At 62.2% G+C, this 12,934-nt stretch carries 27 protein-coding genes and 1 pseudogene; all 28 read right to left on the bottom strand.

What is annotated here, in order from left to right:
• Positions 1-49: 49 nt before the first annotated feature.
• On the bottom strand, positions 50-292 hold the full coding sequence (locus RN02_RS32180) for a helix-turn-helix transcriptional regulator (RefSeq protein ID WP_082033743.1): 243 nt from the start codon (positions 290-292) through the stop codon (positions 50-52).
• Positions 293-334: 42 nt separating this feature from the next.
• The gene (locus RN02_RS32185) at positions 335-511 is read right to left on the bottom strand and encodes a DUF551 domain-containing protein (protein ID WP_082033744.1); all 177 of its coding nucleotides are present in this window, start codon (positions 509-511) and stop codon (positions 335-337) included.
• Complete coding sequence (locus RN02_RS08870; protein ID WP_043314133.1) at positions 508-840, bottom strand: hypothetical protein; 333 nt, start codon at positions 838-840, stop codon at positions 508-510. Before RN02_RS08870 ends, RN02_RS32185 begins: the two co-directional genes overlap by 4 nt.
• Positions 837-1,133 (bottom strand): hypothetical protein, encoded by a 297-nt coding sequence (locus RN02_RS08875; protein WP_043314134.1) that lies wholly within the window; start codon positions 1,131-1,133, stop codon positions 837-839. The genes RN02_RS08870 and RN02_RS08875 overlap by 4 nt, the downstream gene beginning before the upstream one ends.
• Positions 1,130-1,357 carry a hypothetical protein gene (locus RN02_RS08880; protein WP_043314135.1) on the bottom strand — a complete coding sequence of 76 codons (228 nt, stop codon included), beginning with the start codon at positions 1,355-1,357 and terminating at the stop codon, positions 1,130-1,132. Before RN02_RS08880 ends, RN02_RS08875 begins: the two co-directional genes overlap by 4 nt.
• The gene (locus tag RN02_RS08885; RefSeq protein ID WP_043314136.1) at positions 1,350-1,799 is read right to left on the bottom strand and encodes a hypothetical protein; all 450 of its coding nucleotides are present in this window, start codon (positions 1,797-1,799) and stop codon (positions 1,350-1,352) included. Before RN02_RS08885 ends, RN02_RS08880 begins: the two co-directional genes overlap by 8 nt.
• 34 nt (positions 1,800-1,833) lie before the next feature.
• The gene (locus tag RN02_RS08890) at positions 1,834-2,121 is read right to left on the bottom strand and encodes a hypothetical protein (RefSeq protein ID WP_043314137.1); all 288 of its coding nucleotides are present in this window, start codon (positions 2,119-2,121) and stop codon (positions 1,834-1,836) included.
• On the bottom strand, positions 2,114-2,635 hold the full coding sequence (locus RN02_RS31645; RefSeq protein WP_052267676.1) for a hypothetical protein: 522 nt from the start codon (positions 2,633-2,635) through the stop codon (positions 2,114-2,116). Before RN02_RS31645 ends, RN02_RS08890 begins: the two co-directional genes overlap by 8 nt.
• Positions 2,622-2,984 (bottom strand): hypothetical protein, encoded by a 363-nt coding sequence (locus RN02_RS31650; protein WP_052267677.1) that lies wholly within the window; start codon positions 2,982-2,984, stop codon positions 2,622-2,624. The genes RN02_RS31645 and RN02_RS31650 overlap by 14 nt, the downstream gene beginning before the upstream one ends.
• Positions 2,984-3,364, bottom strand: coding sequence for a hypothetical protein (locus RN02_RS08905; RefSeq protein ID WP_043314138.1), 381 nt, complete (start codon positions 3,362-3,364; stop codon positions 2,984-2,986). The genes RN02_RS31650 and RN02_RS08905 overlap by 1 nt, the downstream gene beginning before the upstream one ends.
• Before the next feature lie 2 nt (positions 3,365-3,366).
• A complete protein-coding gene (locus RN02_RS34220) occupies positions 3,367-3,849 on the bottom strand; it encodes an XF1762 family protein (RefSeq protein ID WP_052267678.1) in 483 nt (160 codons plus the stop codon).
• A complete protein-coding gene (locus RN02_RS08915; protein WP_043314139.1) occupies positions 3,846-4,811 on the bottom strand; it encodes a hypothetical protein in 966 nt (321 codons plus the stop codon). The genes RN02_RS34220 and RN02_RS08915 overlap by 4 nt, the downstream gene beginning before the upstream one ends.
• Positions 4,793-5,173: a hypothetical protein gene (locus tag RN02_RS08920; RefSeq protein ID WP_043314140.1), complete on the bottom strand. Its 381-nt coding sequence runs from the start codon at positions 5,171-5,173 to the stop codon at positions 4,793-4,795. Before RN02_RS08920 ends, RN02_RS08915 begins: the two co-directional genes overlap by 19 nt.
• 87 nt (positions 5,174-5,260) lie before the next feature.
• Entirely contained in the window at positions 5,261-5,896 is a 636-nt protein-coding gene (locus RN02_RS08925) for a hypothetical protein (protein WP_043314141.1), read from the bottom strand.
• On the bottom strand, positions 5,893-6,213 hold the full coding sequence (locus tag RN02_RS08930; RefSeq protein ID WP_043314142.1) for a DUF4406 domain-containing protein: 321 nt from the start codon (positions 6,211-6,213) through the stop codon (positions 5,893-5,895). Before RN02_RS08930 ends, RN02_RS08925 begins: the two co-directional genes overlap by 4 nt.
• Entirely contained in the window at positions 6,210-6,749 is a 540-nt protein-coding gene (locus RN02_RS08935; RefSeq protein WP_043314143.1) for an HNH endonuclease, read from the bottom strand. Before RN02_RS08935 ends, RN02_RS08930 begins: the two co-directional genes overlap by 4 nt.
• Positions 6,750-6,816: 67 nt before the next feature.
• Complete coding sequence (locus RN02_RS08940; protein WP_043314144.1) at positions 6,817-7,533, bottom strand: hypothetical protein; 717 nt, start codon at positions 7,531-7,533, stop codon at positions 6,817-6,819.
• 47 nt (positions 7,534-7,580) lie between these two features.
• The gene (locus RN02_RS08945) at positions 7,581-8,366 is read right to left on the bottom strand and encodes a DNA cytosine methyltransferase (RefSeq protein WP_043314145.1); all 786 of its coding nucleotides are present in this window, start codon (positions 8,364-8,366) and stop codon (positions 7,581-7,583) included.
• Positions 8,367-8,569: 203 nt separating this feature from the next.
• Positions 8,570-8,758, bottom strand: coding sequence for a hypothetical protein (locus RN02_RS08950; protein ID WP_043314146.1), 189 nt, complete (start codon positions 8,756-8,758; stop codon positions 8,570-8,572).
• Positions 8,759-8,820: 62 nt separating this feature from the next.
• Positions 8,821-9,183, bottom strand: a complete 363-nt coding sequence (locus tag RN02_RS08955; RefSeq protein ID WP_201773761.1) for a hypothetical protein — start codon at positions 9,181-9,183, stop codon at positions 8,821-8,823.
• A gap of 8 nt (positions 9,184-9,191) precedes the next feature.
• Positions 9,192-9,689, bottom strand: a complete 498-nt coding sequence (locus tag RN02_RS08960) for a siphovirus Gp157 family protein (protein WP_043314147.1) — start codon at positions 9,687-9,689, stop codon at positions 9,192-9,194.
• Positions 9,686-10,432, bottom strand: coding sequence for a hypothetical protein (locus RN02_RS08965; protein WP_043314148.1), 747 nt, complete (start codon positions 10,430-10,432; stop codon positions 9,686-9,688). Before RN02_RS08965 ends, RN02_RS08960 begins: the two co-directional genes overlap by 4 nt.
• 54 nt (positions 10,433-10,486) lie before the next feature.
• Positions 10,487-10,699 (bottom strand): hypothetical protein, encoded by a 213-nt coding sequence (locus RN02_RS08970; RefSeq protein ID WP_043314149.1) that lies wholly within the window; start codon positions 10,697-10,699, stop codon positions 10,487-10,489.
• A 381-nt stretch (positions 10,700-11,080) separates the two neighbouring features.
• Positions 11,081-11,236, bottom strand: a complete 156-nt coding sequence (locus RN02_RS33880) for a hypothetical protein (protein ID WP_177331047.1) — start codon at positions 11,234-11,236, stop codon at positions 11,081-11,083.
• Positions 11,237-11,342: 106 nt separating this feature from the next.
• Positions 11,343-11,744 carry a hypothetical protein gene (locus tag RN02_RS08980; RefSeq protein WP_043314151.1) on the bottom strand — a complete coding sequence of 134 codons (402 nt, stop codon included), beginning with the start codon at positions 11,742-11,744 and terminating at the stop codon, positions 11,343-11,345.
• Entirely contained in the window at positions 11,741-12,001 is a 261-nt protein-coding gene (locus tag RN02_RS08985; RefSeq protein WP_043314152.1) for a hypothetical protein, read from the bottom strand. The genes RN02_RS08980 and RN02_RS08985 overlap by 4 nt, the downstream gene beginning before the upstream one ends.
• 2 nt (positions 12,002-12,003) lie before the next feature.
• On the bottom strand, positions 12,004-12,597 hold the full coding sequence (locus RN02_RS34655) for an HNH endonuclease signature motif containing protein (RefSeq protein WP_082033746.1): 594 nt from the start codon (positions 12,595-12,597) through the stop codon (positions 12,004-12,006).
• Positions 12,597-12,934, bottom strand: a pseudogene (locus tag RN02_RS33710) (DUF7666 domain-containing protein); the annotation flags it as partial. The pseudogene RN02_RS33710 and the gene RN02_RS34655, both read right to left, overlap by 1 nt.

Below are 12,934 nucleotides of genomic sequence, written 5' to 3' on the forward strand. Positions count from 1 at the left end.
CCTTGAACAGTTCCACGAAATTTCCTGTGATGCAGATGGCGCGCTGACCTCAGAGGATTTCGCGCAGCTGGTGTACTGATTGATGTACTGATTGGTCGTTGCTGGGGCTGATTCGCCGCATCCAGTCTTCGACATCAGACTGGCGCCAGGCGACCGAGTTGGGTCCTATTCTAACCTGTTTCGGGAACGAGCCTTCGCGAATCCGACGATACAGGGTGTTCTTACCAAGTCCCGTGGTGTGGAGTACTTCTTCGATGCGCATGAAGCGATCGATCTTCTCTGCTGCGCTCATGGCAATACCTCATCGCGCCGGCGATGGTGGAATGGGGTTGGGTTATGCGGAGGGTGGGGCGGGGAGTGGTTGCCAGTGGGTTACGTCAAGCAGGTCGTGGAATTCATCCACGAAGAAGCTGTTGTGCTGAGTAGCGAACTCGATACCACCGTCCACCCACACGAGGACGCATTGATCCTCCGGCGGCAGCCGATCCTTGACGCTGATCCACTCGCTCATCCCATCTGCCTCCCGATCTCGGCAGCGGCGCGGACGACGGCGCGGCGGGTTCCGTAGTCGTCGAGCGCTTCGGTGGTGATGATCGAATCAGGACTGCCCTTCGGCTCGCACATAACGCTGTCATGCTCGGGGCATGGACTGATCTCGATGGCCAGCTTCACCGCCAGCCGCAGCGCATCACCATCGTCATGCAGCGGATCCCACTGCTTCCATCGGCCTGATTCTGCGAGGATTACCGGTACTGGCGGCCGGGAAAGGCTGCGCATCGAAGTGGAGAATTGGTAGCCGGCCGCCTTCGCCGCCAGCTCCAGCAGTTCACGGTCGGTCATGGCTTGTCTCCCCACTTCACTTCCAGCCACAGGTCGACAAATTGACGTTCCTCGGCCCGAACAGCGCAAACGTAGCCGAGGCCGCGCAGCTCCTTCAGGATCGCGATGCACAGCTTCGGGTAGTCGCATTCGTTGCAGTAGGTGCTAGTTCCGAAACCATAATCGCGGGTGGTGTACACGTACTTGCCTTCGGCGGCAGCCTTGGCGATGCCGGCGAGGATGGTATCGACGGCGAAGGCTGGGTCCTGTGCGCGCGCCATGTCGCGGGCTTGCTCAGCGGTTAGTCGGCTCATGGCTGCTTCACCTCTATTCCGGATTGCTGGAGGGCTTCGACTACCTCGGAGTAATGCGGGAACTCCCAGTCCGGCAGCTTCACCCTCAGAGCCGCGCGGCTGGCTTGCCAGGCATGCAGCATCCACTTCTCTATGGCATCACCAAGCGGCTCAAAGCCTCTAGCCTCCACTCTTTCTCGAACTCCAGCGATATACTCTTCAAACTCTTCTCGAATGTCAGGCACGGTCGTTCTCCTTGGGGCGCTTCCAGCCTTCCTGATCATCCTCGCGGCCACCCCATTCGATCTCGGGCTTGCTCCAACTCTTGATCAGGCCATCGACGCCCACCTTGAAGATGATGTAGTCGCCATAGCCGTTCTCGGTCGGGCAGAGGAAGTCGTCCGGTACGTAGTAGCCGGCCCACTGGGCGACACGTTGCCGGTTGTCGTCGAGCAGCCAGTACTGGCCTGCGTCGCAGACCTTGTAGTGGATGTCGGCGATCATGCCGGCCGGCCAGTCCATCACCATGCCATCTTCCAGGCGGATCACTGGACACCAGAGGTCGTCACGACGGAACGGCACCAGAGAGCCGTCACTGTCCTCCTGCCCGTTGATCTTGGCGTCTTCCCAATAGCGCACTTCGGCGCTCACTTCGATGTAGGTTGCTTGAATGTCAGGCACGGTCATGCCTCCCATATGGGTGTGCGGTTAAGGGGAATGGTTAGGATTGGAGGAGGGCGCGGAGTTCGTCGGCAAGATCGGATGCAATGGATGCACTTGGTGATCCAATCGCGTCGTACTCGATGTGATCCTGCAAGCGCTTCAATAGCTCGATTGGCACCAGCACCTGGTCGGCGGGGATTTCCACCAGCGGAACGCGCCGGTGCTGCCAGCCCCAGAGTTCGGCATTGCATTCCCGCACAGGGTTGGCATCACCAATCTCGATGCGATCCTCGTTTCCGGCACGGGTGTAGACCGTCGCCCAGGCGATGGGCTTCAGCTCAGGCATGGCCGTTCTCCTTCCCCTCGTCGAGCAGGGCACGCAGTTCGTCCAGCGTCACTTCCAGTTCCACGATGGCGCTGTTGTTGTCGCCGATCTCTATGAATTCCACGCCGGAAACTGCAAAGCCCGCAGCACGGTCAGATAGCTTCTGCGCAGACTTCAGCAGATCACGCAACAGTCCCTCGCTCACCACCTTGCCGTTGAGGCGCGCCAGTTCGTCGGCCCTCGGCATGAACGACAGGTCGAGGCGGCACTCACCAAACGAGAAGCTGATCGTGGTAGCAATGCGCCCGTGCTCTTTCTGCTCGTACCCAGTCACCTGCTCTATGGCGAACTCGCGGGTGATCTGATCGACCACAGCTTGTGGTTCGCTCACCTCTTTCGCCCATGGGATGCACACCAGATCGAAATCGGCAGCGAGACTGCCGTGGATGGACAGTGCGTAACCGTGCTGGCGCGCTACCTCGGCCAGTTGTGCGTAGACGCAGGCATATACCGGTGCGTAATTAGCTGGCTTCATGGACCACCTCGTTCAGCATCAGGGCGAGTAATTGCTCTGCCGGGTTCTCGGCGTCACTCCAGACTGCTGTTCCACCACATACTCCCGCTTGGCGCGGCGAACGGACGATGAAGCCAACGCCGTCCTCCGGCTGCACGCGCTCAATGGTCCATCCATCCGGAACCACCACACTTGCGCGCAGGGCTGCGACTTCATCCCTGAGCGCCTGGGACTCGGCCTTGGCCAGCACCAGGTCGGTGATGGCTCGAAGCATCGGATCGATCCCCGGATAGCTGGTGAAGCCGAGTAAGGACATGATCGCGCTCAGGTCGAGCGATGCAGACTCGAATGCGGCTTTGTAGTTGGGCATCACTCGCCTCCCTGCGCCGGCGCGGCGGCTGGCGCCCTACGGCCCGCCTTCAGCGCTTCAGCGTGCTGGTAATACGTGCTGGCGGTGTACTCGTAATGGTCTTGCAGTGCTCGGAGAGCACGGGCCAGCGTTGTTCCATCTGCGGTATGCAACCAGGGCGCCCGCCTCCCGTAGCCAGCGCTCTTCACCTCGTACCGGGGCTTGCCGGAGCTGGCGTAGTTATCGCGGCGCTCCACGCGGAGCGTCGAGAGGCGATTGGAGCCGCTGGATTGAATACCGGTGGCAACAAGCAGCCTTTCGCTGCTGCGGCTCGCGTGAACCGTCCAGTCGTAGCCGGGCATGATCTTGACCAGCTCTGCCCGGAATTCGGCTTGCTTCATGGTCACTCCCCCTTCGCCGGCTGAGGCGCGGCGGCTAGCGGCCAGGAACCCCAGCCCCATGCTTGTTTGTCTTCCGTCGGGTGCTTGTCCGTGCGCGGCCTGCTCGGGCAGTTCCAGCTCCTGCCTTTCACTTCCCACAGCAGGCGCCAACCAGCTGCGCGGAGGCTGCCACCGCTTTCGCTGGCCAGGATGTAGGTCAAGCCCCGTCGATAGCCTTTGTCCTGGGCGATCCTCCGCGCTGCCGCATACAGCATGCTGCAAGCGTTCGGAGTGCCATCGGTGCATAGGCGGGTCACTTCCACTGTCAGGCCGTCATCCAGGGCTCGAGCGACAGGGCGGCCAATCACGGCGACACCGACCAGGTTTCCTTCATCGTCATGGACAGCCTGACGCCAGAGCGCTCCGACCGGCACGTTGTGGTGCCGGTGGTGTTGCCGAATGAAATGGTCGGCCAGGTCTCGAGTGATAGGGCGAAGCTCGATCATTTGTCACGCTCCTGCGCCTCGGATGCGGCGAGCAGCCATGCCGCGAGAATCGCGTCACCTTTGTACTCCAGCAGTTCCTGGCCGCTTTCCTGGCGAATCCATTTCCCGTCAGCAGTCTTCTCGGCAATGCAGAAGTAGCGATCACCTTCGCCATCCCAGTTGTCGCGGTAGTCGATGGCGTAAGTGCCAGGCGCGCACCCATCCGGCACCTGCCCAGCCTGGCCGACCGGGGCTTTGATATGCCCATCAGCAATTAGGATGTATCGGCAGTGGCACATAGGGCAGGCGGCCGCCATGACGTTCTCGCGCTGGCATTTCGGGCACTCATCCTTGACGGGCTCTTTGCCGATCCAGGCGCAGGCGCTACACGTCGCGAAACCATCAGCTGCGTCGTTTATTCCTGAGTGACCACACCCAATGCACTCGCGCGCCTCGACATGGATCGATCCGCGCTCTAGCTCCGGCGCCGGGGAGGGTTGCGCCAGGGCGGCGCGGGCTTGCCAGCCCACCCATCCGCGCTGAATGTTCTCGTTGCAGTACTCGCCGTACCGGGGATCATTCACCGGAAGCGCGTCTCGCACGTGGTGAAGTGGCGCCCCAGGCCACTCCCGGCGCACCCAGGACTCGAACTGCGCGCGCTCGTCCAGATTCTTGTCGATACGCTGCGCCAGGGCCAGGCCCTTTTCGCTTCCATTCCAGATGCAGTTGGCAGCAGTGTGCCATCCCGCACCGCAGAGGGTGCAGGCTTGTTGTTCGGTCATGGTTCGGTCCTCGGCGGGGTAGAGGCGGGTGCCGCGCTCGCCCTGCTGGGCGACGATGGCGGCCTGGATCAGCTGGCGGCCCAGCTGCTGCATCTGGTCGGGGTAGAGCAGGGCGCCCAGGCGGGGCAGGCCGCTGACTTCGGCGATGGGGTTGCCCTGCTGGTCGAGGCGGTGCTCGACGATCAGCTGGATGGGTTGCATGGTGCGGGCTCCGGGATAGGTTCCATCATCTGGCCGACGACATAGCCGACTGCCTCCCACTCGCGCTGTGCCTGCCGGCCGAGCTCGTCGAGCAGAGGCTGGGGAAGGGTGAACGTCCGGGCGCCGATGCCTTTGCGATAGCGCGGGCGCTCCACCAGGTGCCCATCGGCCGCGAGCTTGGCCAGGCGGCGCAGGTTCTTCGCCCGATCGCCAGGCAGGGAGTAGGACTGGATGCCCGTAAGACTGGCGGAATTGGCGTTCCAGGCCTCGAGCTTCCGCCGGCCGCCGAAGTAGTGGTTGAGCAGCCAGGTCTTGGCATTGCGCAGCAGAGCCGCGCGCACGTCATCAGGAAGCTGGTGCATGGGGTGGCTCCTTGGCCGGCGGCGTGCAGCGCAGGCAGTCGCAGGTGCTGGTGGGGCGGCCGGTGCCGCGGCAGAAGGTCGGGCGGGTCATGGCGTCACCCGCTTGAACTCGACCACCCATACCCAGGGGTTGGCGTTCCAGCTGCCGGCACCGTTCAGGTGCTCCCAGAGGAAGCCGAACGCGCCCTTGGCGGTGTCGCCCCAGCAGCCGATATCCGTGCAAGCCCGGCGGGCGTGGTCGCAAGGCTCGCCGCGCACACCCTCTGCCAGCGCCTGCTCCTCGCTGATGTCCTGCAGGCGCTCGACGCGCACGGCAGTGATCTCCAGCAGGATGCGGCTGTCCTTGCGGAACATGTGGATGGCCGGCGTCCACTTCTTCACCTGGCAGTGCGCGCCGTCGTCGACGTCGGTCCGGTAGGTGAGGCGGCAGCCGATGTCGGCGTAGGTCTCGCGCACCCACAGCCGATCGCCTGGCCTCCCGTGCGGGCACCTGCCGGCCCTGGCCAGTTCCTGGGCGCACTCGGCTTCGGTGGCTCCTGTGACCAGGAACCCCCAGCGCGGGTCGTGTTGGCCGACGGCAGACCAGCGAAATGCCGGGTCAGGCTCGTCGTGGCGCTCCTTGGGTATTTGGCTGCCCTTCACCGGCCGGCGCGTCACTGTCTTCCGGCCTTCCAGGATGGCGCGGACCATAGGCCCGCTGAACAGGATGGGGCGTTCCTTCATGCTGCGCTCCTGGCGGGCTCGGTGATGGTGGCGGCCATGACGATCTTCATGCCCAGGTCCACGGCCAGGGCGCGCTCGATGTTGGCGCCGCGGGAAGCGAGCCAGCCCGGGAGCAGGGCGATGGTGTCGCAGGTGACCAGTTGGGCCAGGGCGAGGCGCATGTAGCCGGCCCAGGTGGTGCTGGGCGGCGCGGCGTTCTCGGCCGGGTTCTCGACGTGGTAGCCGAGCTGGCGCAGGCGCGCGGCTTCGGCGTGGAATTCCGGGTAGTTGAACTCCGGCAGGCCTGTGCAAGGCCCTGCAAGATAGATTCGGATCATGAGGCTTTCTGCTCCTGGAGCTTGAGGTGCGCCCAGAGGCGACCGGTCATGATGTGGTTGATGGTTGCCAGGCAGACGCCGTACTCGGCGGCCAGCGCCGCCTGGCTGATGCCGCCGGCGCGGTAGCGCGCGTGAATCTCGCGGACCTTCTGCTCGGTGAGTACCGCCTGGGTATGGGCTGAGCCGCGTTTCGCCTTGGTGATTCGCCGGCCCTTGAGGTCCATGTCCTTCACGTTCTCCTCGTTGGTTCCGAGGAAGAGGTGGGCGGGGTTCACGCAGCGCGGGTTGTCGCACTGGTGCAGGACGCATAGGCCGTGAAAACTGGCGTGATTCGGTATCGGGCCGTTGGCCAACTCGTAGGAGAAGCGGTGCGCGCCGACCATGCTGTTGCGGCGGCTGCCGTCAGGGTTGCGCGCAGGGCCAACGGAGAACTTGCCGTAGCCCTTTCGGTCGGTGGCGGCCGTCCAGATCCAGCAGTCGCCGGACTTGTCGACCTTCGACCAGAAGCGCTCGGCCGCTCGGTTTTCTTCGGGCATGGCTGATCCTCGGCGCCTGCTGGCGCGGAAAAGAGTTTCCGGAAAGGGGTAAGAGATTTCGGGGAGGTCAGGTGGCGGCAGGCTGCTTCTGCGCCAGGATGGCCAGAGCGGCATGGCGGATCATGTAGAGTTCAAGCATCAGCGACTCGGAAGGCATGGTGACTCTGATTTCCCACCAGTCCGGGCCCAGGCCCAGCGTCTCGCAGTGCTCGTTCATGAGCACGCCTGCCTGGTGCTGATCCCCGATGTCGGTAGCTTCAGCGAGCAGGTCTACCCATTCGTCCCACTTCTCGTCGGCGTCCTCCTTTCGAGCCTCTACCCGAACGAAGGCGCGAAGTTCTGCCCATCGACTGCCATCCGGCCCGCGTTCCTTCTCCTCGCGAACCCAGGCTGGCAACTCATCGTAGGCATCGCAGTCAGCCTCATCGGCAATGCGCTGGCAGATCCCATTGATAAGCGCACTGCGGAAGGCGGTCTCGTCGAAGTCTCTTTTCTTGCACTTCTCATCCAGCTTCGAATGGATGTAGTAGCCGACGTCGTCGCCGGCTAGGAAGTCCAGGCCGTAGCCCAGTCCGACGCTGAAGGTTAGGTTGGCAATGTCGCCCACAACTGCGATGCCGTAGCGGGTGAGCATGATGTCGAACGCGTAGGCGCTGGTGCCGGGCCGCTCGCAGCGCCAGACCTTCACGTCATCGGCGTCTACCAGTGGTCGATACTGGTGATTCTTCAGGTACTCGGCGGCCTCAGCCCGGCGCTCTTCGCGCAGCTGCTCGTAAGTCTTCATGGGGTAACCTCGCGCCGTAGTGGCGCAATGGCAGGGAGTGGGGTAGGTCAGGAAGTTGCTTCGAGGTAGGCGGCTATGAACTGCGTCGCCGCTTCAGCATTAATGGCGTTTCCGTAGGCGCGCAGTCGTCCACCTCGATCGGTATCGCCATCAGCCAACGGCTCAATGCCGGGTTCAAGTAAGCGCCTGGTACCGTCGGCTCCTTCCACTTCGATCGCTCCAGACCATGGAGACAGGCCGCATCGGTCAACGTCATCCCCCCATGATGCTGACTGCCTTCCTTTCTGCTGCTCGTCGCGTTTCGGCTGCCGATAGCGTCTTGCGCTGTTGGAGTGGGCCACGATCCACAGCCGTTGCCTGAGATGCGGAGCGCCGACCCCCGCAGAGCAGATATCGAACGCTGAGCAGGCGTAACCCGTTCCTTCCAAATCAGCTTGAACAAGGTCGAGCCACGCGAGGCCAGCCTTGCTCGCAACCTGCTCGCCAAAGATGACGCCAGGCTTTCGCTCGCCGATGAGGTGGTGCCACGCTGGCCACAGGTGCCGCTCATCAGCAAACCCAAGCTGCGCGCCTCCCTCGCTGAAAGGTTGGCAAGGACAGGAACCGGTCCAAACAGGTCGGTTATCTGGCCAGCCGGCGCGGCGAAGGGCGAGAGACCAGACGCCGATGCCGGCGAAGAAATGGCACTGGGTGTAATGGCGGAGGTCATCGGGGTGCACATCCTCGATCGATCGTTCGTCGACGTCGCCTGGCGCGATGTGGCCGGCGGCGATCAGGTTGCGGAGCCACTGGGCGGCGTAGGGATCAATCTCGTTGTAGTAGGCCGACGGCATGGCGTTACTCCTTGTCGTCTTTCGTTACTGAGGCACTGCCGCTGTCAAGGTTGCGAAGCTCCTGAATGGAGATGGCGCTGGTGCCATTAGTGACGGACCAGCTCGGAAGCTCCAGATGGCGGAAGGTCCCGCAGAAATGGCGATAGGCTCCCAGCGCAGCGCGCCGGAATGACTTGGCTGCCACTTGTCCAACGGGGATGTCTTTACCCCCCCCCTGTCAGGCGGAGCTCGTAGACGTTCAAGTCGGCGATACGCTTGGCCGCTGCCCGGATAGTGCTCGGAGCGCAGCAGAACTCTTCTGCGACTTCGCTGACGGGCTTGCTGACCAGGGCGTTGAAGATCAGTTGGTCGCGGCCTGGATTGCGCAGGCCGGCGTAGATGACTGCTTGCATTGGCTTTCTCCAGACAAAGCTCCGCCTTGCCGCGGCCAGCGGAGGGCGTGGGGATGGGGTGGTTAGCGCTTGCCGAACTGAATGCCGTGCTCGGCGGCGATCTTGCGGATGGTGTTTCTATCCAGGTCCATCGCGTCGGCGGTAGCGCTGATGGACATTCCCCGCTCGGCGCAGTAGCGGGCGGTATCGGCGAGAAGGCGACGTTTCTCAGCGGCATTACGCTGGAAGGCCGCATGCGCATTGTCGGTTTGTCCGGGAGTGCGCTTGCGGTTGTTCCAGACTGCATCCTTTTCGCCGGATACGCCGATGGGCACGAAGGCGATTTCGCCACCCGCCGCCAGATACTCGGCCACCTTGCCCGCGATCTGGTAACGGGCTATTTCGAGTGGATGTTGAGCGCGGTAGTCGATGGGGATCATGCTCATGCTGCGCCTCACTTGATCCTGATCGAGCTCTTGGTGCGCTCCAGGTGCGCTCCAGGAACTTCGGTGCCGGCCTTGAGCGCCTTGGCGATTTCAGCCTTGTCCGGCGCGACATCGGTCTTCACCCGCATGAACTCGTCGGGCAGTAGCGATTCGTCGTCCACCACGGCGATCTCTCGGCCTTCAGCGCAGGTAATGGAGAACAGCGGGCAACTGATCTTCTTGATGCCAGCCGCCTCCATATTCTCGCGCAGATAATCCTTCAGCGATTCCTGCCGATTCTTGATGGCGCGCTTGCGCTCGGTCAGGCGTTCGATTTCCTTGTCCAGCGCCTCGACATCGGTATCCATGTTCAGGACGATGACAGCCAGGGCCTTCCCCTTTTCCTCGAACTCGCCCTCGATAGCCTGCATGGTGTCGCGCACTGCGACGGCCATGTCTTCGTCGGCATTTACCGCCAGGGCCTGCAGTTCGCGGAATTGCTCGGTGAGCACGTAGAGTTGGGTCATGCTGCTTTCTCCTCAGCGAAACGCTTGGATTGGTCGGCGAGCTCGCGGGCGATGCGCTTGACGCCGTTGTCGTCTTTGCGAGCGGTGAGCTTGCGGACGGCGACGTCGTGGATCTTCTTTAGCTCGTGCTGGGAATGGGCGCTCTGCATGGTCTCGATGACCGACTTGATGTAGGCAAGTCGTTCTTCCTTCGCCTGGTCCTCGGCAGCCTGGCGATCTTCTGCCTTGGCGATCTGCTCCTCTTCCTTGCGCGCCTCGACGTAATCGCGGTCGTCGAACAGGCCGAGGAATATGTCGGCGCTGAATCCGAGCATCGCCAGGGACTTCTTCACGGCATCCGTCAGCGACTTCTTCGGCGCCTCGGTGTCGGTGGTGATGCCCCACTTGGACTTGTAGGAGAACGGCGTGCAGCCGTACTGCTCGACCTCGCCGCGCTTGCCGTCGAGTTCGAACCAAAGCTTGATGCGCACGGTGTGACCGACTTCGTGCCCGATCAGCTCGTTTGTCTTTTGCCCGTTGGCATCGGTGACCTCACGGAAGATCGGGCCGCCCTGGTCAAAGCGCTCCTCGATGACATTCCAGCCCCAGCCAATACCGACAGGGCCGAACATCTGCGTGGCCTTCATGATCATGTGCTGGCCGCTGATCGAGGTGATCTGCTGGCCATCGACCTTGGCGCTCTTGGTGGCGGAAGGATCGGTCGCCTGGACCTGGTCCCACAGCCGCATGTTATTCGCGTGCATGACTGTTCCTTGCCGCGCGGCGCGCAGCGGGTAGAGGGGAGGGTTATTGGTCAATTAGCTCAGGAACGGACGCCAGCGGCCGTCTGCGTAGACGATCTTCCCGGCCTTGCGGAGTGCTTGCAGGCGGCGATCAGTAACTCGCCATGGGTCATCCTCTGCGAACGCTTTGTTTTCGTCGAACAGGCGGTGTATGAGTGCATTGAATGTGTTGCATCCGTTGCGGATCAGGTTCATCAGTTTCTCGTCGTACTCGGCGTATTTGCTCATGCTGTTCTCCAGATAGAAGGTAGGGGTTAGAAGGGAATCTCTTGTTCCAGCCAGAGTGTCACGCGTTGCATGTTGTCGCAGACGCGTAGATCGGTTGCTGCAAGGACGTAGAACTGATGCCCTGGGCATTTGCGTGCGAGGCGCTCAGCCTCAGCAATCGCAGAGTCTCTGGTCGGGTGCTGGTAGGTAGGCTGGTTTCCTTGAGGGTTCCAGACCATCCAGAACGATGACTGATCCATTTTGACCTCTAGGTAGAAAGGGAAAGCGCTTACGGCGCCACTCGGCCAAGTCGTCCGGGCGTAGAAAAGGGCGCTCCGGGCCTTGGCTGCCGGGGTTTTCACACCTGGCACTATCCGGCTGATCCAGTCGCAGATATCCGGTTTACCGGCCCGCTGCGGACGGGGGCGTGATTGGGTGCTGAGGCGACTCGATGCTGTACCGCCCCGTAATGGAGTCAGCGAACTCGATGGCCTTGAAGAACAGGAGCATGGCAATGATGGCGAGGATCAGGCCGTTGCGGAGGGCTTTCTTCATCATGGCGTCACCATCCCCACAAAAGCCCAGGCGAAGGCCAGAACGCTGCCAAGAAAAAGGCCGCCGAAGATGAGGACTTGGGCGGCCTTGGTAAGGTCGATGGTGATTGTCATGCCGCCTCCTGCGCTGCCATGTACAGCCGGTAGATTTCGTCTTCCTTCGCGCTCACCAGGTCTCCAGCGATGTCGCGCACCTTGTCCTTGCCGATGAAGCAGCGCATGAGCCGCTTGGCTTCGCTCAGGTTGTTGGCTTCGAGCGCGACGATGAGCTGGCCGAGGTTGCATTCGTGGTCACTCGGAAGCGCGTCCTCGGCGGCCTTCTGGAGCTTGATGGCGAGCACGTCGGCCTCCAGCACCTTCTTGCCGGCCACCCTGACGAATCCCTTGTTGATCAGGTCATCGACGCAGACGAAGTGGAGGTTTTCCCATTCGCTGCTCTCAGACCAGGAAGGTGAATCGTCAGGAAGCATCGCGTCATACGCCGTCTGGGCGCGTTGGAGTTTGGCGTTCATGGCGATTTCCTCTCTAGCTTTTCGCGCATCTCTTCCCACTGACGCCGCGTGCAAACGGCCCAGGAGTAGCTGAGGCTGCTGTGGTGTTCGCGCCACTCGACGTTGCGCGCCCACCACTTCCTGGACTTCTTCCCGCCGGCGTAGCACCGCGCGCAACTCCGGTATGTGGTCGGCCACTCGCTGATGTTCTCGGCACACCAGCGGATGAACTGGCGCGCCCGCTCGTTCGGGGCGGGATCGTGGACGTATTTGCCCATGGTCATTTCTCGCTGGGAGAGGGAATTAGGAGCGAACGCCGGGCACTTCCCCCGGATGCGTCAGGTCTGGCTGCGCTAGCCCCTCGACTCGTTCGCTGTTCTGGCCATTCGCCGACTTCAACGAACTCGCCATCGGCATTCAGCTGATGGCGAGTTTTGCGCTGTTGTATTTGCGAAATCCGCTGTGGCGAGACACCATGCTCGCGCGCCAGTGAAGACAGACTTCTAGTCGTGTCCGAGCGAATTTCAGAGACTTCAGCATTAGTTAACTTGGCGGCAGGATTGAGCTCTCCTGGCTGTCCTGGATGTCTGGCTCTCCCTCTGGAAATCATGTCTCGCATGTTGTCGGTCTGCGTTCCGAGCTCCAGATGATCAGGACGAACACACAGGCTGTTATCGCATTTGTGCCTCACCAACATCCCAGCGGGGATTGGTCCATTCGCGATCTCGAAGCTAACTCTGTGCGCAAATGCCGGGCGACCATTCACGTTCATTTGTCCATAGCCCTCAGGCTTAGTTGATGCGCCCCATTCCCAGCACCCTTCTTCTGGCCTGTTTGGGACCTTCTCCCAGAAACGTTCTTCTACGGTTTTCATTAATCGCACTCCACAAACTCACCGTTCTTATTGAGAACGTAGAAAACATCCGGCTTGATGCCGTCCTGGCCGGCGATGGCTGCCTTGATGTGCACGATTCGGCCGTAGTCATCGCCTTCCGCGTCGGTATCGCGGTAGCAGAGAACGATGGCGCTTCCCGTAGAAGCCTTGGCTTTGCCTTCGATGCCGGCGGCCATCGCCACCGAGTGCATGCCGGTGCTCGACGCCGCGCCCTGGTAGCCGGTGCTCGACGCCGCGCCGTAGTTGCCGGTGCTCGACGCCGCGCCGCGGTTGCCGGTGCTCGACGCCGCGCCGTAGTCGCCGGTGCTCGACGCCG

Source organism: Pseudomonas sp. PI1 (genome assembly GCF_000812405.1).
GTDB classification, from domain to species: domain Bacteria; phylum Pseudomonadota; class Gammaproteobacteria; order Pseudomonadales; family Pseudomonadaceae; genus Pseudomonas; species Pseudomonas citronellolis.